Here is a 19401-nt window from a genome sequence, read left to right on the forward strand (position 1 = left end):
CCAATGCCCCCGACACAACCTCAAGGCTCCCGATCCGGCGGCGTTCCCCCCGCGCCGCCGGCCCGTACCTCCCAAGGAGAAACGCCATGACCAGCCTGGCCATCGCAGCGAACGGGCTGCGCAAGTCCTACCCCGGAAAGGACGGCGACAAGGTCGTGCTCGACGGCATCGACCTGGCCGTTCCCGAAGGAACGATCTTCTCCCTCCTCGGCCCGAACGGGGCCGGCAAGACCACCACCGTCCAGATTCTGTCCACCCTGATCCGCGCCGACGGCGGCACCGTTCAGGTCGCGGGATACGACCTGAACGACCAGGCCGACGACGTGCGCGGCGCGATCGGCGTCACCGGGCAGTACTCGGCGGTCGACAAGCTGCTCACCGGCGAGGAGAACCTGCTGCTCATGGCGGACCTCCGGCACCTGTCCCGCAAGGAGGGCAAGCGCAAGGCCGCCGAGCTGCTGGAACGCTTCGACCTGGTGGACGCGGCCCGCAAGACCGCCGGCACGTACTCCGGCGGCATGCAGCGGCGGCTCGACCTGGCGATGACCCTGGTCGGCGACCCGCGGCTGATCTTCCTGGACGAGCCGACCACCGGCCTCGACCCGCGCAGCCGCCGCGCGATGTACGGCATCGTCCGCGACCTGGTCGCCGACGGCGTCACCATCTTCCTCACCACGCAGTACCTGGAGGAGGCGGACGAGCTCGCCGACCGGATCGCGCTGCTCGACCACGGGCGGCTGATCGCCGAGGGCACCGCCGACGAGCTCAAGCGGCTCATCCCCGGCGGCCACGTGTCCCTCACGTTCACCGACGACGACGCGCTCAAGAACGCGCTGAGCGCCCTCGACCGCGGCTTCGTGGACCCGGCCGACGACGACCGCCTCACCCTGCAGGTCCCCTCCGACGGCGACGTCGCCTCGCTGCGCGAGCTGCTCGCCCGGCTGGACACGGCCGGCGTCGAGCCGACCGGCCTCAGCATCCACACCCCCGACCTCGACGACGTCTTCCTCACCCTCACTGGCCAGAGCACCGACGAGAACGCCGCCCAGAACACCACCCAGAACAGCGACCAGAACTCGGAGGCCCTCCGATGAGCACCCTCACCCTCGCCGCCCGCGACTCCTCGACCATGGTCCGGCGCCAGCTGAAGCGCCTGATCCGCTACCCGTCGATGACCGTGCAGCTGATCGTCACGCCCGTGATCCTCCTGCTGCTGTTCGTGTACGTCTTCGGCGGCACGCTCGGCGCCGGCATCGGCGGCGACCGCGACGCCTACGTCAACTACGTCGTCCCCGGCATCCTGCTCATGGCGGCCACCATGGCCGCCACCGGGACCGCCGTCATGGTCGCCACCGACATGACCGAGGGGATCATCGCCCGCTTCCGTACGATGCGGATCTCCCGGGCCTCGGTCCTCACCGGCCACGTCGTCGCCAGCGTCATCCAGCAGCTGCTCGGCATGGCGGTCGTCGTCGGCGCCGCCCTGGCGATCGGCTTCCGGCCCAACGCCAGCCCCGTCGAGTGGCTCGCCGCCGCCGGCCTGCTCACCCTCTTCGTCGTGGCGATCACCTGGCTGTCGGTCGCGCTCGGCCTGAAGTCCCCGACCCCCGAGGCCGCCAGCAACGCCCCGATGCCGCTGGTCTTCCTGCCCTTCCTCGGCAGCGGCTTCGTCCCCACCGACTCCATGCCGACCGTCCTGCGCTGGTTCGCCGAGTACCAGCCGTTCACCCCGATCATGCAGACCGTCCGGGGCCTCCTCCTCGGCACCCCGATCGGCAACAACGCCGCCATCGCCATCGCCTGGTCCGCAGGGATCGGCGTCGTCTCCTACCTCTGGGCCAAGCGCACCTACAACAAGGCCTGACCGTGAAGAGGCCGAACAGGGCCGTCAGACCACAAGGGTCTGACGGCCCTGAGCCTTTTCAAGAACAGCTACTCGCTCCAGGCGCCCGCACCATGAAGACGTCCACCGGATCCTCCCTTTCCAGAACGAATCCGTACCGCTCGTACAGCCGCCTGGCCGCACTGCCCTGCAGAACGTTCAGCCGCACCGGGACACCATCGCGATCGCACCACTCAAGGAGCTTTCGCAGCACCCCGGACCCGACCCCACAGCCCTGCGCATGCGGGGCAAGGTAGAAATGCTCCAGCCAACGGGCGTCCTCGGCAGGCCGCAACGCCACGCACCCGGCAAGCTCGCCGCTCACCTCGATCACCCACGTGTGCGCCGGTTCGAACCCGTCCCGCAGCCGCTGCCGCACCCGCTGCCCGTCGTACCGCCCGAGCCGCTCCAGGTCCTCCCGCATCGCCACGGCCCGCAGCTCGGTCAGCTCCTCAAGGTCGCCCATCGAAGCCGCCCGAAACTCCCACTCCAACACGCCCGCAAGGCTACCCAGCCCACCCCGGCATGGTGATCAAGGCTCCGGGCGGGCGGGTCAGTTGCGGGATTTGTGGATGGCGTCTCGGGCTCGGTCGACGACTGCGGCTATGGGGCCGGCGGTCAGGTTCTTGGCGACTGATTCGGTGCCGGGGTGGGGGTGGGTCGGGGCTACGGCCTCGGCGGCGCGGAAGGCGGTGACCATTCCGCGGAGCTGTTCGGGGGTGGCCTCCTTGGCGATGCGGGGGAACTCGTCGCGTTCCTCCTTCATGGCGTGGGTGTCGAGGTCCTTGTGGAACTCGTTGAAGAGGGCGCTGAAGCCGGGGCCGTCGGGGCCGATCTTCTCCAGTTCCTGGAGCATGAGCTTGGCCTGGTTCTCTTCGTCCAGGCGGCCGTCGATGACCTTGTTGCCGAGGGCACGGCGGGCGAACGGGTGGACGATCTCTTCCTCGGCGGTCTCATGGACGGCCAGCAGGTGTCGGAGACGGTCGAAGGCGTCCTTGCGGACCTGGCCGGTGTTCTCCTCGACGATCGAGGCCAGGCGGCGGATCTCCTCGTGCTGTTCCAGAAGCAGGTCGATGACGTTCATGAATACCTCCTGTCGGATGGGGCGTCGGAGGCTCGTCTACCCGATTGAGGGCGTTCAATCAGGAGGGCACCGGGTAGGCGAACGGCATGTCCGTAACTAAGTCGGCCGCCCTTTTCGATGTGGACGGGACGCTGGTCGACAGCAATTACCTGCACGCCGTCACGTGGTGGGAGGCGTTCCGGCAGGCCGGGCACCAGGTGCCCATGGCGCGGGTGCACCGGGCCATCGGGATGGGGTCGGACCTGCTGCTCGACCACCTGTTGCCGGAGGAACGTGATCAAGAGGCTGATGACGGGATCCGCACCGCGCATGCGGCTTTGTATGCGACCTACTGGTCGCGGCTGGCGCCGCTGCCGGGGGCTGCGGAGCTGCTGAAGGCCGTTGCCGAACGGGGGTTGCGGGTGGTGCTGGCCAGTTCGGCGGCTGAACGGGAGCTGGGGGTGATGCGCGAGGTGCTGGACGCCGAGTCGGCCATCCTGGCTGCGACGTCGTCGTCTTCGGTTGAACGGAGCAAACCCGCGCCTGACCTGGTGCAGGCCGCGTTGGAGAAGGCGGAGGTCGAGCCTGACCAGGCCGTCTTCGTCGGGGATACGAGGTGGGACGTGCAGGCCGCGCAGCGGGCGAAGGTGCCGTGCGTGGGGCTGCTGAGCGGAGGCATCGGCGAGAACGAGCTGGCCGGGGCCGTGGCGATCTACCGGGACGCCGCTCATCTGCTGGAAGAGCTCGACGACTCGCCGCTTCTGAGCTGAGGGCGCTCATAGCGATTGGCTATGACGGCAGGTATTGGACGGCCGAATACTGCGTGGTTCACGATCTGCGGTGTGGAACTTAAGAAGCACTCGGAGGGCTCGCTGTGAACATCGCCGTATTGGGAACCGGAGAAGTCGGCCAGAGTCTGGCGACCGGTCTGGTGAAGGCCGGGCACACGGTCACGCTGGGCTCTCGTACCGCCGACAACGCCGCGGCGGCGGCGTGGGCCGCGGACACCGGGGGGCGGCACGGGACGTTCGCCGACGCGGCCTCGTCGGCCGAGCTGATCGTGAACGCGACCTCGGGGCTGGTCTCGGTGGAGGCGCTCACTGCGGCGGGGGCCGAGAATCTGGCGGACAAGGTCGTGGTGGACGTCGCCAACCCGCTCGACTTCTCGGACGGCTACCCGCCGAAGGTCGCGACGTTCGAGGAAGGGATCAGCCTGGCCGAGCACATCCAGCGGACCTTCCCCGACGCGCACGTGGTCAAGACGCTCTGCACGGTGAACAACGCCGTCATGGTCGACCCCGGCCGGGTTCCGGGCGACCACAACATCTTCGTCAGCGGGGACGACCGCGACGCCAAGAAGGTCGCGAGCGGGCTGCTCGGCGACCTCGGCTGGACGTCCGACCAGATCATCGACCTCGGCGGCCTGCCGACCGCCCGGCCGATCGAGCAGAACATCTTGCTATGGCTCGTGCTGTCGCAGGCGCTGGGCACCTACGACTTCAACATCAGCGTGCAGCGAGCCGGCTGAAACCCGGGTTCAGTCCTCGGCGCCCAGCTCGGGGAGGTTCTCCGCGAGGGGCACGAACTCGGTCACCGACAGGTAGCCGTTCTTGTCGGTGTCGTACTCGGCGAACAGCGCCTTGACGATCCCCGACAGGTCGCCGACCTCGGCCGCGGGGAACATCCCCGCGATCGCCGCGGTCACCTCCTCCACGGTGAGCTGCCCGTCCCCGTCGGTGTCGTACTGGGCGAACACCGCTTCATACTGATCCGACATGGTTCCCTTCCTCACAAGCAACAATGGCCCCCGATCGTAACGTGGTCGCGCGGACGAGGAGGGTGACCGCCAGGGAGAGGCCTCCTCGTCGTGTGCGAGGAGGCCCCTCCTGTCAGGCCTGCCGAAGAAGCTCCGAGGTTGGGAAACCCTGCTACGCGTACAGGCGCCATAGGGCGCCGGTGGACCAGGAGTTGTTCGTGGGCCTGACCTCGCCAACGGCCCAGAGGGACTTCGTTCCAGGGATGTGGCTGAACTGCCTGATGCTCGCCGTTCGGCCGGCGACGCGCAGAGGGGCTGCCGTCCACTTGCCGCTGCGCGAGCGATGCTGGATGAGGCTGCCGCCACGGCCCTCGCGACCGGCCCAGCCGTCGATCCACAGGCCGCCCGCGCCATCGGAGTCGATCTTCCGCCAGCCGATCAGCCAGTTCGCCGGGACGCCGACCCGCCGCCAGGCCTTGCCGTTCCAGTTGAGGAGGAACGACGTGGTCTTGTAGTGGTCCTTGCCGTCGTCGTCGGAGATCCTGCCCGTGACCCACACCTGGCTCGCGGAAAAGGCACGGACCGCACTGAAATCGATCGTCCGTGACGGCTTGCCCTCGTGGTGGGGGATGGCCGGGGGCAGGAGCTTGCCGAGCGACACTCGGGACCACTTGGACCCGTTGTAGCGGGCCAGCAGGCCCTCGCGTCCGGTGGCCCACATGAGCCGGGCAGAGGCGGCGCTGGCAGACGCGAGCTCGTTGTTGCCGAACGGCCGCACCCTGGTCCACGTCTTGCCGTTGAAATGCCAGGTGCCGGCACCTGTGTCGGCACCGCCCACGCCGAAGACCCAGACGTTGGTGGGACTGATGACGGTGACCGAGCTGACGCCGTCCTTCCATTTCTTGGCCACGGCCCACTTCTTGCCGTTCCAGCGCATCGCGTAGCTTCCGGGGCCGTTGTTGCCCTTCAGGTCGCTGCCGCCGACCGCCCACACATTGGTGGGAGAAGACCGTTGGACCGAGAAGACGCCTCCCCAGAGCCCCTTGGGCAGCGCGACACCGCGCCAGGTCTTGCCGTTCCAATGCTCGGCCCTCGGCTTGGGAAGCCGCTTGCCCTCGTACAGGTCGGCCGAGAACGCCCACGCATCCTTGCCGCCGAAGGCCTCCACCGCGGTGGCCGAGGCATAGCCGTTCTTCACCGACGACTTGTAGGTCTTGGCGAGCTTCCAATGCGGAACGGAGGCCTCGGCGTTGACCGCCGGGGTGATGCCGATCGCGAGAACCGCGACAACCGTTCCTGCCTGCACAACGCGCTTCATCGAACTCCTTGCGGGGGTGGTGTGGCGGAATCAAACCAGATCGCCCCAGGTAGATCGATGGGCAGGTGTGCCGCCTGCCCAGAGATCGGGCAGGCGGCGCCGGTTGGTTCTAAGAGGTGAGGATGGCCAGCTGCTGGGTGGCTCTTGTCATTGCTACGTAGCGGTCCACGGCGCCTTCGATGGACGTGCCGAAGGAGTGAGGGTTGACGAGGAGGACCAGGTCGAACTCCAGGCCCTTGGCTAGTTGGGGGGTTAGGGAGCGGACTCGGGGGCGTTCGTTGAAGGTGGGGTCGCCGATGACGCAGGCGATGCCTTCGGGGTGGTCGGCCAGCCAGGAGTCGAGGATGGCGTTCAGGCGGGAGAACGGCTCGTGGAGGACGGGGATGCCGCTCTGGCGGATGGACGTGGGGACGTTGGCGTCGGGGAGGGCGGCGCGGATGACGGGCTCGGCCTCGGTCATGACCTCTTCGGGCGTGCGGTAGTTGATGCGGAGAGAGGCGAGGGTGATCTCGTCGAAGCCGACGCGTTCGAGGCGTTCCTGCCAGGACTCGGTGAAGCCGTGACGGGCCTGGGCACGGTCGCCCACGACGGTGAAGCTGCGGGACGGGCAGCGCTGGAGGAGCATCTGCCATTCGGCGTCGGTGAGCTCCTGGGCCTCGTCGACGACGATGTGGGCGAACGGGCCGGCCAGGGCGTCCGGGGGCGGGGTCTCCAGTTCGGACTCGTCCACGAGGGTGTTCTTGGCGTCGACCACCTTCAGCATCTTGACCAGGCCCAGCTCGCTGTCGTCGGCCTCGATGAGGTTGTCGACGACCTGATCCATGCGCTCGCGTTGGGCGGCGAGGGTCGCCTCCTGGCGGCGGCGCCGGCGGGAGGTCTCCGGGTCGCCGAGGCGCTGGCGGGCGGCGTCCAGGAGTGGCAGGTCGGAGGTCGTCCAGGCGTGGGCGTTCTCGCGTTGGAGGCTGGAGATCTCGGCCTGGGTCAGCCACGGGGCGCACATGCGCAGGTAGGCGGGTACGGACCAGAGGTCGCCGACCAGGTCGGTGGGCCCCAGGAGCGGCCAGGCGCGGTTGAGGGCCATGAGCAGTTCGCGGTCGCGCGTCACTGATCGGCGGAGGAGGTCGGCCGAGATGTCGTCCTTGGACTTGTCGATCAGGATCGCGCAGATCTCGTCGAGGATCTGGTCGCGGGCCTCGTTGTGCGGGGTGCCGGGGTCGGGTGCGCGGAACGCCTCGGCCCATTCGTCGGCGCTCAGTCAGATGTCGTTCCAGGGGGTCGTGACGGTCATGCCCTTGCTGGGCGGGCGCTCGTAGAAGGCGACCGCCTTCTCGATCGCCTTGACCATGTCGGCTGTGGATTTGAGGCGGGCTACGGCGGGGTCCTCCTCGTCCGGGGCCGTTGCGCCTTCGGGGAGGAGGTCGCGGAGGGTGCAGGTCTGCACGCCGTCCTCGCCGAGGCTGGGCAGAACGTCGGAGACGTAGGCCAGGTAAGGCTGGTGCGGGCCGACGAACAGCACTCCGCCCTTGTTGTGGCCCAGGCGCGGGTCGGAATACTGCAGGTAGGCGGAACGGTGCAGGGCGACGACCGTCTTGCCGGTGCCGGGGCCTCCGTCGACGATCAGGGCGCCGCGGGATCCGGCGCGGATGATCGCGTCCTGGTCGGCCTGGATGGTGCCGAGCACGTCGCGCATGCGGGCCGAACGGTGACCGCCGAGGCTGGCGATGAACGCGGACTGGTCGTCCAGGGCGGCGTTTCCTTCGAGGCCGTCGGCCGTGAACACCTCGTCCCAGTAGTCGCTGACCCGGCCCTTGGACCAGCGGTAGCGGCGACGGCTCGCCAGGCCCATCGGGTTGGCGTGGGTCGCGCCGAAGAACGGCTCGGCGGCGGGCGAACGCCAGTCCAGGAGCAGGCGGTCGCCCGCGCCGTCGGTGAGGCCGATGCGTCCGATGTAGACGGGCCCGGAGTCCTCGCCGACGATGCGGCCCAGGCAGAGGTCCAGGCCGTACCGGCGCAGGAGGCGCAGGCGCCCGGCCAGCCGCTGGATCTCGAAGTCCCGTTCCAGCGCCGCCTGGCCGCTGCCGCCGGGCGCCTTGCGCGCGGTGTCGAGGCGTTCGGACAGGTCCGCGATCGCCTGATCGAGGCTTTCGGTGATGGCCGCGAAATGCTTCTCGTCGGCACCGATCAGGTCCGGGCTCGCCTTGGCGGCGATGTTGTCCGGCAGGTTGAACGCACCGGTGGTCAAAGGCGCGCTCGATTCATTCGCAGGCATGGCTGATCCCCCCGTTTGCGCAGGCCGTTGGGCCTCGGCCGCTGATTGTGCGGCATGACCGGGGGCTTGTGGCAAGCCCCCCTGTGCGCTATAGGTTGAAAATGGAAGGGAGTGTCGTCGCCTTCCTGCACCCGTCCTATCTGGACATTCCCCGGGCTAATTCGCGCTAACGCTGAGCGTTCAGCCAGGCCGGGAGAGGCTCGCGGAGCTCCAGCCACTCGGGTGGAATGCCGTCGGTCCCGGTACGGGCGGCGATGATGCCGCCGACGATCGCGGCGGTGGTGTCCATGTCGCCGCCGACCGCGACGCAGACGCGGATCCCGGGCTCGTAGTCGTTCAGGTACCGCAGGGCCACCCAGATCGTGAACGGCACGGTGTCCTGCGCGGTGATCCGGGAGCCGTTGCCCAGCACCTCCGCGGCCCGGAAGGGTGTCGCCCGGGCCAGCCCGCCTAGACGCCGCAGCCCCTTCCCCACGTAGGTTCCGGCGGTGTGATCAAGGACCGCCTCGTAGACGAGCTCCGGGGTCTCGGCGATCAGTGAGGCGGCCACCGCCACGGCGACAGCGCCCGCCAAGCCTTCCTCGTGAGCGTGGGTGATCTCGGCCTGGCGGGCGGCCTCGGCGGCGGCACGGGCCGGATCGCCCGCGTAGTAGGCGCCCAGGGGCGCGACGCGCATGGCGGCGCCGTTGCCATAGGAACCGTTGCCGCCGAACGACTCGACCGAAGCCTCGCGCCACGGGTCGCCGCGGCGGACGCGTTCGAGGAGCTCCAGAGCGCCGACGCCGTAGCGGCGGCCGGTGTTCATGCGGGTGGCGAACGCGTCGGCCAGGGCGTCCTGGTCGATGGCGCCGTGCGTGTGCAGGCAGTCGACGACCGAGCAGGCCATCTCGGTGTCGTCGCTCCACTCCCACGGCGCCGGGGGAACGTCCGCCGAGGTCAGATGGCGGTTGGCGTGCATGAAGAACTGATCGCCGAACGCGTCGCCGACCGAGAGCCCCACGAGGGAAGCGTGCATGCGCGCCAGACGCGCGGGGTCTCGATGATCGTCGGTGACGTGATCGTCCATGGCGGGATCATCCCGTATCCGGCGGCCTGCGGCAGCGCATCAGACCGCGCCGATGAACTGGTGGTCGGTACGGATCTTGCCGTCGTCGTCGATCGCCAGAACGTCCATGCCACCGCCGACGACTCCCCCGTCGGCCGTCACCATCGACCAGCCCACCGCGACCACGTTGGCCAGCAGGATCGACACCTCACCGGCGGGCACGAAGGAGTGACCCGGCTCGATGAACATCTCGTACGCGCGGGTGACGCGGGCCTCCATCGCGTCGTGGCCGCGGACCTCCAGCGGCGGCACGGGGAAGGACAGATTCGCGGCGGCCTCGCGGATCTCCTCGGGCGGGTCGACCAGGACCTGGATGCCGTCGACCGCCCACAGGTCGCGGATCAGCTTGCTGCGCGTGGCGGCGTCGGGCTCGTTCCACTGGGCCATGTAGCGGTCCGTCAGCTCTTTTACGTCGAATTCGTTGCTCATGCCGTGAAGTCTGCGGTCGCGGGTGGCCGCTCCGCGATTCCCTGCAAGGAATCGCGCGACGGCGCCCGTCGAGTAGTAATGGGGCCATGACGGTTGCGGTAGAAGCCGACCATTTCGCCCGCGAGCTGCGGCGCTGGCGAACGTTGCGCAGGTTGAGCCAGCTCGACCTGGCGATCAGGGCCGACACGACGCAGCGGCATCTGAGCTTCCTGGAGCAGGGCCGCTCGCGGCCCGGCCGCACCATGGTCGTACGGCTGTCTGAGACCCTGGGGCTCTCCTTGCGCGAACGGAACGACCTCCTGCTTTCCGCGGGCTTTGCCCCGGTCTATTCGGAGTCCAGGCTCGACGCCCCCGAGCTCGGCCCGGTCCGCGAGGCGCTCGGCCGCATCCTGGAAGGCCACCAGCCCTACCCGGCGGTCGTCGTCAGGCCGCACGGCGAGCTGGTCGCGGCGAACGCGGCGTTCAGCCTGCTCACCGAGGGCGTGGCGCCCGGCCTGCTGGAGCCGCCGCTGAACGTGCTGCGCATCGCCCTCCATCCGGACGGGATGGCCCGCCGGGTCGTGAACCTGGCCGAGTGGGGGCGCCACATCACCGGCAGCCTGCGCAATCAGGCCTGGCAGAGCCCAGACGCCGGGCTGGACGAGTTCATCGCCGAGCTCGAGGGCTATCTGCCCGCAGTAGAGGCCCCGGCCGAGCACCTCGGATTCGCCGTACCGCTGCGGCTCCGGGTGCCGGAAGGGGAGCTCCGGCTGATCACCACGCTCACCTCGTTCGCCACGGCCGTGGACGTCACGCTCGCCGAGCTGCGCCTGGAGGCGTTCCTGCCCGCGGACGAGGAGACCGCCACGATCCTCAGAAGACGCGGCCAGGCCGGCTAGATCAGCGTGAACTCGCACTTGCCACCTCCCAGAGCCACATATCCGTGCCCTTGCTAGGCAATGACCGTCATGAGGCTTGCTTATGCGTAATGCCTACCTAGGGTGGAACAGGAAGGATCGTGGCTGGCTGCAAAGGAGCGCCGGGTGGTGGATCAGGTCGGGCCGGCCGGAATCGACGCGAGCGGCATGGTGCGCCTCGGCGGCGAGGTGCTCGCTCCGTGCCGGCTGGGGATGAACGAGCTCCGCGCCCTGCCGCAGCACGAACGGGAGATCACGTTCACCTGCCGTAAGAGCGGCGCGCGCCGGCACCGGTTCAGCGGTCCGCTGCTCCTCGAGGTCCTGTCGCTCGCCGGTCCGCTGTTCATCCCGGGGGAACGCAAGGACCGCCTGCGCTTCCTGATCTCGCTCCAGGCCGCCGACGGCCACCGGGTGATCCTGTCCTGGGCGGAGATCGACCCCGAGTTCGCCAACCGGCCGGTCCTGCTCGGCGTCAGCCGCGACGGCACCGGCCTGGACGGCGAGGGACCGCAGCTCGTCATGCCCGACGACGTGTGCGGCGCACGCAACCTGAGCGGGGTCACCGACCTCCGCGTCTTCTCGGCACTCGATAAAAGATCTTGAAGTTTTGTTTCTCCGATCGGTCACACACCCCGGGCGGGGTCCGTCAGTGCTGTGGCAACGAAGACCGAAACGGAGGAACCGACCATGAACGCTTCCCAGACCCCCATCGCGACCCCGACCCCGCGGCTCTCCGACCCGACCGTTCTGATCCCGGAGATGCCCGAGCTGACCAAGGCGCTGTACCAGGTCACCGGCAACGGCTCGATCCCGCGCAACACCATCGGGCTGATCCAGCTGCGCGCGGGCCAGATCGTCGGCAACACCTACCTGACCGTTCTGCACACCGGCATCCTGCGCAACACCGGTGAGACCGAGGAGCGGATCACCGCCGTGGCGACCTGGCGGGACGCGCCCTATTTCACGCCGGCCGAACGCGCCGCGTTCGCGCTGACCGACGCCGTCCTCGAGGCGGCGGCGCACAGCGAGCGGGTCCCCGACGAGCTGTACGCCCAGGTGGCCGAGCACTACGACGAGAAGGCGATCGCCACCCTGGCGATGGCGATCGGGCAGGTCAACTTCTTCGTCCCGCTCGCGACCATCGGCAAGCCCCGCCCCGGCACCTCGCCCTCCAAGCAGTGGAAAGCCGCCGACCCCGCGTGAAACCGTGGCGGCGATGGAGTGGCTTGGACGGCAGAACGTTCGGAACGGGGTCGTCGAGAGGTCCTTCCGGCTCGATCGAGCCTCGGGCCCTGGCCCCGTTCCGGGCGTGCTGTGGTCTCCGCCGACCTTCGACGCTCCGCCGCCGGTGGTCCTGCTGGGACATGGCCGGATTCAGCGGCGGGCATGGGGAGACCAAACCCGAGGCCATCGCGCTGTGGCGTGAGTACGTCGCACGCCATCTGGGCTGATCATTCTGGAAATGGGCCTTGCCAGATGTGGGTTCGCGCGTTTACATACAGTCGCGACGGTATGTGCCACCCCACCCCGAGGAGCATGCCCATGAGGACCAACTGGACGAGGCGGCTGCTCGGCGCCATGAGCACGGTCGTGCTCGGCGTCGGCGCGTTGTCGCCGGTCGCGAGGGCGGCCACGACGACCGAGGCCACCGCGGCGAAGGCGCCCGCGACGCAGGCGGCCACGACGCAGGCGCCTGCGACGGCCGAGGACGATCCGTTCTATGCGGCGCCCGCCGGGATGGCGGACGCGAAGCCGGGCACGGTCCTGCGGTCCCGGCCGGTGCAGCTGGCGGCGTTCTCCGCGCTGCCGCAGAAGGTCTCCGCCTGGCAGCTGCTCTACCGGACGACCGGGTGGGACGGGTCGGCGCAGGCGATGGTCACCACGGTGCTCCTTCCGGCGGGGAGGCCGGCGGGCGACAAGCGGGCGCTGCTCTCCTATCAAGTCGCGCAGGACTCCTCCACGGCGCGCTGCGCTCCCTCGAAGGTGCTGCGGCAGGGCGCCGGGCTGGAGGGGCTGATCAACCAGGCCGAGATCCTGCTCGTCGACGCGGCGGCGGCCAAGGGCTGGGCGGTGTCGATCCCCGACTACGAGGGGCCGAACGGAGAGTTCGGCGCGGCCCGGCAGCCCGGGTACGCGGCGCTCGACGGAGTGCGGGCGGCGCAGAACTTCAAGCCGCTCGGCCTGGACGGCGCCCGGACGCCGGTCGGGATGTGGGGCTACTCGGGCGGCTCGCTCGCGACCGGTTGGGCCGCCGAGATGCAGCCCTCGTACGCCCCCGAACTCAACGTCAAGGGGGTCGCGGCCGGGGGCTTCGCGACCGACCTGCGGGCGGCGCTCGAGAAGATCAACGGCGGGTTCGCGGCCGGGCTGATCCCGAGCGCGCTGCCCGGGATCATGCACGCGTTCCCCAAGACCGGCGCGGTGGTGAACGCCGCGCTGAACGCCAAGGGAAAGCAGATCCTGGCGAAGGCGGCCGGCAAGTGCGTGACCGAGAACGTGCTGAGCAACCCGTTCCTCAACGTCAACGACATGACCACCAGGCCGCTGCCGCAGATCCTCGACGACCCGCAGGTCGCCGCCGATCTGAAGGAGGCCGGGCTCGGGCAGCGCACCCCGGCCGCGCCGCTGTACATCTACCACGCGATCAACGACGAGCTGATCCCGGTCGCCGGGGCGGACAAGACGGTGGCGGGCTACTGCGCGCGCGGAACGTCGGTCACGTACGAGCGGGACATGCTGAGCGAGCACGGATCGCTGGCGGTCACCGGCGCCCCGGCCGCGCTGCACTGGCTGCAGAACCAGATCGAGGGGACGCCCGCACCCAAGGGCTGTAGGCGTGCCGATGTGGTGTCGACACTGGCGACGCCTGAGGCACTCCAGCAGTTCGGGGCCCTGCTGCTGGCCGATCTCCAGGCGCTGGCCGGGCTGCCCATCGGCACCTCGCGCTGGTAACCCACCTCGCGAGAACGGGACGGGCCCCCGCGGGGTGGGCCCGTCCCGTTCTCATGCCCCGTCAAGCAGCGGGGACCTTGTCGAGGAAGCCGAGCACCTGGGCGATCGTGCCGTCGTCGCCGAGGGCCGCGACGTCGAAGCCGATCACCACCGGCTCGGCCGCTCCAGGCCGGCCGAGGTGCCAGGTGAACCGGGCGATGTGGTGGTGGGCGTCGACCGCGCCGCCGAGACTGAACGTGAGGCCCGCGAACTGGCCCTGCGCGGCGGCGATCACGGCGTCCAGCGCGTCGCGGCCGCGGACCGACACCAGCGGGTCGGTGTACTCGGCGTCCTCGGCGAAGACGGTGTCGATCAGCGCCCGGCGGGCGGCCGGGTCGGTCTCGTTCCAGGCGGCGATGTAGGTCTCGACCAGCTCGTTCATGTCGCTCATGGCCTTGTCTCCTTAACGTGTCGCTTGCTGTGATCACCAAGTTAGGGAGGGCTCGGAGACGAGGAATCCGTAGCACTTAGGTAATTTCGGACAGGTGACTGAACTTCGGGGGCGCGACGCGGAGACCCGCACGATCTCCGGCCTGCTGGACGGTGCCCGCTCGGGCACCAGCGGCGCGCTGGTCCTGCGGGGCGAAGCGGGGATCGGCAAGAGCGCCCTCCTCGACCATGCCGCCCGCGCGGCCGGTGCGGGCAGTGCGGCCGGTGCGGGCAGTGCGGCCGGTGACGCCCGTGCGGCCCGCGCGGCCGGTGACGTACGGCTGCTGCGCGGAACGGGGATCGAGGGCGAGGCCGAGCTGCCGTTCGCCGGCCTTCAGCTGCTGCTCCGGCCCGCGCTGGGATGCCTGGAAGCGCTGCCGGCGCCGCAGCGTACGGCCCTGGAAGCCGCGCTCGGGCTGGGTGAGGGGAGCGGTAGCGGTCGCGATCCGATGCTGGTCGGGCTGGCCGTGCTGTCGCTGCTCACCGAGTACGCCGACGGCGGGCTGGTCTGCCTGGTCGACGACGCGCAATGGCTGGACCGGGCCTCGCGGGACGCGCTGCTGTTCGCCGCCCGCCGCCTCCAGGCCGAGGGCGTGGTCATCATCTTCGCCGTACGCGACGGCGAAGGTTCGTTCCCGGACACGACCGCGGGCCTGACCGAAATGAGGCTCGGCGGCCTGTCCCCCGAGGCGTCGGCGGCGCTGCTGGACGAGCAGAGCCTCGCACCGGCCGTGCGCTACCGGCTGCTCGCGGAGGCGCAGGGCAATCCGCTGGCCCTCCTCGAACTGGCCGCCGCCGTCGGGTCCGAACGGCACGGCGACTTCGCACCCGGCGCGATCCCGCTGACCGGGCGGCTGCAGCTGGCGTTCCACGGCCAGGTCAGCCGCATGCCCGAGACCACCCAGGCCCTGCTGCTGGTCGTCGCGGCGGACGAGACCGGCGAGCTGCCGGTCGTTCTGCGCGCCGCCGAAGCCGTTAACGCGGGCGTCGACGATCTGGTGGCCGCCGAGGAGGCCGACCTCATCCGTCGAGGCGGCGGGGAGTCGACGATCGGCTTCCGACACCCGTTGATCCGCGCCGCCGTCTACCAGCGGGCCCCGCTCGGACAACGGCTGGCCGTACATCGCGCGCTGGCCGCCGCCCTCGACACCCCCGAGCACGCCGACCGCCGCGCCTGGCATCTGGCCGCCGCCGCGACCGGCCCGGACGAGGAGGCAGCCGAGGCCCTGGAGCGTACGGCGGCACGGGCACGCGAACGCAGCGGTCACGAGGCGGCAGCGGCGGCCTACGAACGCGCGGCCCGCCTCAGCGTCACGCCCGAGGCGAGGGCGCACCGCGAGGCGCTGGCGGCCGAGGCCGCCTTGGAGTCGGGCGATCTGGATCGTGCCAGGGACCTGGCCTCCCGCGCCTCTCGCCGCGTCGAGGGCGCGCCCGCCGTACGGGCCAGGCTCGCGCACGTCCAGGCCCTCGCCGACTTCTGGCAGGGGTCGTTCCCGGCCGCGCACCGCCTGCTGCTCGAAGGCGCGGAGCTCATCACGGGCGACGACCCCGACCAGGCCGCCGCGATGCTGATCCAGGCGCTCCACACCGGCTGGTACCTGGGCGAACGCCAGCTGCGCGAGGTCCTGGACCGGCTGGCGAACGTACCGCTGGCGGGCGAGGACCCGCTCATCCCCGCCGCCGCGTTCCTCTCCCGGCTGCTGGATCGCGGCCGTGCCGCCGAGGCGCCGCCCGTGCTGGCCGACGCGTTCGAGGAGACGCGGCGGCGCGGCCGGGCCCCCGACCAGGTGCTGATGATGATGTGCGGCGCGGCGCTGGCACGCGGCCAGGACGCCGACGCCCACGAGCTGGCGAACGCGATCGCCGCCGACCACCGCCAGGCGGGCGCCGCCGGTGTGCTGCCGACCGCGCTGTTCTTCGTGGCCGAGGGCGAGGTCTTCACCGGACGCCACCGCGACGCGCTCACCACCGCGACCGAGGCGCTCGGCCTCGCCCGCGACACCGGGCAGCAGCAGTGGTTCGGGCAGTTCAGCAGCGTTCTGGCCTACCTGCACGCCGCCGAGGGCGACGAGGAGGCGTGCAGGCGCCAGGCGGACGCGGGCATGGCCGGTGCGACGGCCGGGTCGATCGCGCCCGGGGCGCCGTGGGCGCACTGGTCGCTCGGCCTGCTGGAGCTCGGCCTGGGCCGCGCCGAGGCCGCCCTGTCGCGCTTCGAACGCCTCACCCGCGAGCCCATGCGCCACCACATCTGCGCGACCCGTTCCACACCCGACCTGGTCGAGGCGGCCGTACGGGTCGGAGCCGCCGAACGCACCGGCGACGCGATGAAGCACTTCGAGGAGTGGGCGGCGTCCGTCCGGCGGCCCTGGGCGGACGCGCTCGTACTCCGCTGCAGGGCCCTGCTGGGCGGCGACGACGAGGCCGAACGGCTCTACGCGGACGCGCTGAAGGCACACGACCGTGACGGCCGCCCGCTGGAGTACGCGAGGACCGCACTTCTCTACGGCGAGTGGCTGCGGCGCGCCCAGCGCAAAGCCGAGGCGCGCGTTCAGCTGAACGACGCGCTGGAGACGTTCGACCGGCTCGGCATGCGGCCGTGGGCGGAACGGGCGCGCGGCGAGCTCACCGCCACAGGCGCACCCGACGCACGGGCTAAGGCCACGCAGGGGGCCGCAGCAGGCCTCACGCCGCAGGAACTCCAGATCGTGCGCCTCGCCTCGCAGGGCCTGTCCAACCGCGACATCGCCGCGCAGCTGTTCCTCAGCCATCGCACGGTCGCCTACCACCTCTACAAGGCGTATCCCAAGCTCGGCATCACCTCGCGCCGGGAGCTCAAGGAACTCGCCACCCGGATGGAAATCTGAAACCCAGGAAGGCCGATCCCATGACGACTCCTCGGCAAGTGCTGCCCGGACAGACCCTCCCCGTCGACATCGACGACATCCCCGCCGAGGACCTGGCTCCGGGCATCCACGTGCGCATGCTCCCCGGCATGGAGGGCATCCGTACGTGGGTCATCGACCTTGACCCGGGCGCCGAGTGGCCGGACGTCGACGTGCACGAGACCTACGGCGAGGCGTACTTCGTCGTGAGCGGCGAGATCATCGAGGGCGACCGCACGTACGGCCCCGGCACCTACGTCGCGATGGGAGCCGAGACCAGCCACCGCCCGCGCACCGAGACCGGCGTCCGCGCCTTCGGCTTCAACTACGACGTCTAGAAACGCCATGGCCTCGGTGACCGTGACGGTCACCGAGGCCATGGCCGAACGTTCAGCCGTTCACCCGCGCCTTCGGCAGCAGCTGCACCAGCGCCGCGGCGACGACGCAGAGCGCGGCCAGCGGCAGCAGGCTCCACACGAACGCCGTCCCGAAGGTGTCCGCCGCCGGGTGCCCGCCGAGCCGGTCGTAGAAGACGATCCCGACCGCGGCGATCCCCAGCGCCCCGCCGACCTGGTTGGCGGTGGCCAGCACCCCGCCCGCCGAGGCCGCGTGCTTCGGCCCGACCCCGGCCAGCACGGTCCCGGGCATCGGCACCAGGGCGAGGCCCATTCCGGCGCCCGCGACGACCATGCCGGGGATCATCCACAGCACGCTCCCGCCGGTGCCGATCAGCTCGACGGTCCCGGCGATCATCGCGTACCCCGCGGCCTGGACCAGCGTGCCCACCGTGATGACCTGGCGGCCGATCCTGGCCGCGACCTTCTCCGAAAGCTTCGAGGCCACCAGGTATCCGCCGCCGAGCGCGATGAACAGCAGACCCGAGCCGAGCGCGGTCATGCCGTGCCCCTGCTGCAGGTAGAGCGCCAGGAAGAGGAAGAACGAGCCCATCACCATGTTGTAGACCAGCGCCAGCGACACCCCGGCCGCGAAAGCCCGACCGCGGAACAACACCGGGTCCATCAGCGGCGCAGCCCCACGCCGAGCCAACCACCGCTGGTAGGCCGCGAACAGTCCGAGCAGCATCGGTGCGGCGGCCAGCGACAGCCAGGTCCACAGCGGCCAGCCCTGCTCACGGCCCTGGATCAGCGGCAGCACGACCGCGACGAGCCCGGCCACGATCAGGTCCATACCGATGAAGTCGAGCTTGGTGCCGCCGGCGCCGCGCGACTCGGGGACCAGCCGGCGCAGCAGGACCAGCGCGGCGATGCCCACCGGGACGTTGATCCAGAAGATGCTGCGCCAGCCCAGCCCGAACAGGTCGGCCTTGATGAGCACACCACCGATCAGCTGCCCGAACACCGCCGCCAGCCCCATGGCCAGCCCGTACGCGGCGAACGCCTTAGCCTGCTTCGCCCCGGTGAACACCACGCTGATGATGCCCAGGACCTGCGGCATCAGCAGCGCCATGCCCATCCCCTGAACGACCCGCGCCACGATCAACGTGCCCGCGCCCTCCGCGACCGCGCAGCCCACCGACGCCAACGTGAACAGCGCCAGCCCCAGCCCGTACATGCGGCGCCGCCCGTACAGATCCCCGAGCCGCCCACCGGTGATCAGCCCCGCCGCGACCGCCAGCCCGTACCCCGCGACGACCCACTGGATCGCCGCGGTGCTCGCCCCCAGATCCCGCTGCGTGTCGGGGATGGCGACGTTGACGATGAAGAAGTCGAGCGTCGCCATGAAGATCCCGGCCAGCAGGACCAGCAGAGTCCCCCAGGACCCCTGCGCCCGCTCGGCCTTCCGCGCCGCCCGCCCACCCGGTACGGCTTCGACCAACGTGTTCGATGACATGACCTGCGATCCCTTCAACCGAGTTCCAGTGATCTCGAAATTAGGGAGATCGCTCAGCCGAGGAATCCGTCGTACTTAAGTACTTCGCTCTTAAGTACTTCGCTCAGCACATGCGGCAGGCACGCGGAGGCCCCGGACCGCCGTTGGTCCGGGGCCTCCGGGCAAGGGTCAGGCGGCGCCGGTGACCGCGGGGGTGTAGTGGGAGGCGTCGTCGCCTTCGACGATGTAGCTTTCGTGGCCGTCTACGCCTACCGGGACGTCCCCGGTGTGCACCGCCCAGAGCCGGTCGGCGAGTTCGCGCAGCTCGGTGGGCGGGTCCTGGTGCTGGTCGAGCGCCGGTTCACCCGCTGGCGGCCGCCGACGTCCCGGTAAGAGAGTTTCGCAAGACTGTCACTATCTTGCGCAATCCCGCCGCAACGGCCGAGAGCCGGGGCGGCGGGATTGCCTTCCCTGCGTGCTCCCTGCGCATGCCCAGCGTGAACCCGTTCCAGGCCACGGCATCGCGCCCCGGACACGCGCCGTAACAAGGT

Annotated in this window: 19 protein-coding genes and 1 pseudogene; 11 read left to right on the forward strand and 9 right to left on the reverse strand. The window is 70.3% G+C overall.

Translation table 11 applies throughout. The features are described from left to right. Nucleotides 1–86: 86 nt before the first annotated feature. Nucleotides 87–1094 carry an ATP-binding cassette domain-containing protein gene (locus tag J4573_RS17765; RefSeq protein WP_208256707.1) on the forward strand — a complete coding sequence of 336 codons (1008 nt, stop codon included), beginning with the start codon at nucleotides 87–89 and terminating at the stop codon, nucleotides 1092–1094. Next, complete coding sequence (locus tag J4573_RS17770) at nucleotides 1091–1864, forward strand: ABC transporter permease (RefSeq protein ID WP_208256709.1); 774 nt, start codon at nucleotides 1091–1093, stop codon at nucleotides 1862–1864. Before J4573_RS17765 ends, J4573_RS17770 begins: the two co-directional genes overlap by 4 nt. Before the next feature lie 58 nt (nucleotides 1865–1922). Here J4573_RS17770 and J4573_RS17775 read toward each other — a convergent pair whose 3' ends face one another. Together J4573_RS17775 and J4573_RS17780 are read right to left on the reverse strand one after the other, a co-directional pair. After that, the gene (locus J4573_RS17775) at nucleotides 1923–2378 is read right to left on the reverse strand and encodes a GNAT family N-acetyltransferase (RefSeq protein ID WP_307796679.1); all 456 of its coding nucleotides are present in this window, start codon (nucleotides 2376–2378) and stop codon (nucleotides 1923–1925) included. 57 nt (nucleotides 2379–2435) lie between these two features. Continuing rightward, nucleotides 2436–2966, reverse strand: a complete 531-nt coding sequence (locus tag J4573_RS17780) for a hemerythrin domain-containing protein (protein WP_208256711.1) — start codon at nucleotides 2964–2966, stop codon at nucleotides 2436–2438. An 86-nt stretch (nucleotides 2967–3052) separates the two neighbouring features. Between J4573_RS17780 and J4573_RS17785 the strand changes: the two genes are divergently transcribed. Both J4573_RS17785 and J4573_RS17790 read left to right on the forward strand, forming a co-directional pair. Beyond that, nucleotides 3053–3715: an HAD family hydrolase gene (locus J4573_RS17785; RefSeq protein WP_208256713.1), complete on the forward strand. Its 663-nt coding sequence runs from the start codon at nucleotides 3053–3055 to the stop codon at nucleotides 3713–3715. A gap of 119 nt (nucleotides 3716–3834) precedes the next feature. Beyond that, a complete protein-coding gene (locus tag J4573_RS17790) occupies nucleotides 3835–4473 on the forward strand; it encodes an NADPH-dependent F420 reductase (RefSeq protein ID WP_208256715.1) in 639 nt (212 codons plus the stop codon). Nucleotides 4474–4482: 9 nt separating this feature from the next. Here the strand turns inward: J4573_RS17790 and J4573_RS17795 are convergent, their stop codons facing one another. The 5 genes and pseudogenes from J4573_RS17795 to J4573_RS17815 form a co-directional block, all read right to left on the reverse strand. Next, nucleotides 4483–4722, reverse strand: a complete 240-nt coding sequence (locus J4573_RS17795) for an EF-hand domain-containing protein (protein WP_208256717.1) — start codon at nucleotides 4720–4722, stop codon at nucleotides 4483–4485. 151 nt (nucleotides 4723–4873) lie between these two features. Beyond that, nucleotides 4874–6019, reverse strand: a complete 1146-nt coding sequence (locus tag J4573_RS17800) for a hypothetical protein (RefSeq protein WP_208256719.1) — start codon at nucleotides 6017–6019, stop codon at nucleotides 4874–4876. Nucleotides 6020–6128: 109 nt separating this feature from the next. Beyond that, nucleotides 6129–8288 (reverse strand): annotated as a pseudogene (gene helR / locus J4573_RS17805) (RNA polymerase recycling motor ATPase HelR). Between the two features lie 166 nt (nucleotides 8289–8454). Continuing rightward, a complete protein-coding gene (locus tag J4573_RS17810) occupies nucleotides 8455–9354 on the reverse strand; it encodes an ADP-ribosylglycohydrolase family protein (RefSeq protein WP_243773199.1) in 900 nt (299 codons plus the stop codon). A 39-nt stretch (nucleotides 9355–9393) separates the two neighbouring features. After that, on the reverse strand, nucleotides 9394–9822 hold the full coding sequence (locus J4573_RS17815) for a hypothetical protein (RefSeq protein ID WP_208256721.1): 429 nt from the start codon (nucleotides 9820–9822) through the stop codon (nucleotides 9394–9396). An 86-nt stretch (nucleotides 9823–9908) separates the two neighbouring features. Here J4573_RS17815 and J4573_RS17820 point away from each other — a divergent pair, with 86 nt between their 5' ends. The 4 genes from J4573_RS17820 (at nucleotide 9909) to J4573_RS17835 (ending at nucleotide 13670) form a co-directional block, all read left to right on the forward strand. After that, complete coding sequence (locus J4573_RS17820; protein WP_208256723.1) at nucleotides 9909–10700, forward strand: MmyB family transcriptional regulator; 792 nt, start codon at nucleotides 9909–9911, stop codon at nucleotides 10698–10700. 144 nt (nucleotides 10701–10844) lie between these two features. Then, on the forward strand, nucleotides 10845–11321 hold the full coding sequence (locus J4573_RS17825) for a molybdopterin-binding protein (protein WP_243773200.1): 477 nt from the start codon (nucleotides 10845–10847) through the stop codon (nucleotides 11319–11321). An 84-nt stretch (nucleotides 11322–11405) separates the two neighbouring features. After that, complete coding sequence (locus tag J4573_RS17830) at nucleotides 11406–11921, forward strand: carboxymuconolactone decarboxylase family protein (protein ID WP_208256725.1); 516 nt, start codon at nucleotides 11406–11408, stop codon at nucleotides 11919–11921. Nucleotides 11922–12260: 339 nt separating this feature from the next. After that, entirely contained in the window at nucleotides 12261–13670 is a 1410-nt protein-coding gene (locus J4573_RS17835) for a lipase family protein (RefSeq protein ID WP_208256727.1), read from the forward strand. Nucleotides 13671–13731: 61 nt separating this feature from the next. Here J4573_RS17835 and J4573_RS17840 read toward each other — a convergent pair whose 3' ends face one another. Continuing rightward, a complete protein-coding gene (locus tag J4573_RS17840; RefSeq protein ID WP_208256729.1) occupies nucleotides 13732–14100 on the reverse strand; it encodes a nuclear transport factor 2 family protein in 369 nt (122 codons plus the stop codon). Between the two features lie 94 nt (nucleotides 14101–14194). Here J4573_RS17840 and J4573_RS56120 point away from each other — a divergent pair, with 94 nt between their 5' ends. Both J4573_RS56120 and J4573_RS17850 read left to right on the forward strand, forming a co-directional pair. Then, a complete protein-coding gene (locus J4573_RS56120) occupies nucleotides 14195–17002 on the forward strand; it encodes an ATP-binding protein (protein ID WP_208256731.1) in 2808 nt (935 codons plus the stop codon). Between the two features lie 20 nt (nucleotides 17003–17022). Further along, complete coding sequence (locus tag J4573_RS17850; RefSeq protein ID WP_208256733.1) at nucleotides 17023–17358, forward strand: cupin domain-containing protein; 336 nt, start codon at nucleotides 17023–17025, stop codon at nucleotides 17356–17358. Nucleotides 17359–17410: 52 nt separating this feature from the next. Here the strand turns inward: J4573_RS17850 and J4573_RS17855 are convergent, their stop codons facing one another. Continuing rightward, nucleotides 17411–18871, reverse strand: coding sequence for an MFS transporter (locus J4573_RS17855; protein WP_208256735.1), 1461 nt, complete (start codon nucleotides 18869–18871; stop codon nucleotides 17411–17413). 234 nt (nucleotides 18872–19105) lie between these two features. Here J4573_RS17855 and J4573_RS17860 point away from each other — a divergent pair, with 234 nt between their 5' ends. After that, the gene (locus J4573_RS17860; protein WP_208256737.1) at nucleotides 19106–19243 is read left to right on the forward strand and encodes a hypothetical protein; all 138 of its coding nucleotides are present in this window, start codon (nucleotides 19106–19108) and stop codon (nucleotides 19241–19243) included. The last annotated feature ends 158 nt before the right edge of the window (nucleotides 19244–19401 follow it).

This window comes from Actinomadura barringtoniae (assembly GCF_017573505.1).
GTDB lineage: Bacteria > Actinomycetota > Actinomycetes > Streptosporangiales > Streptosporangiaceae > Spirillospora > Spirillospora barringtoniae.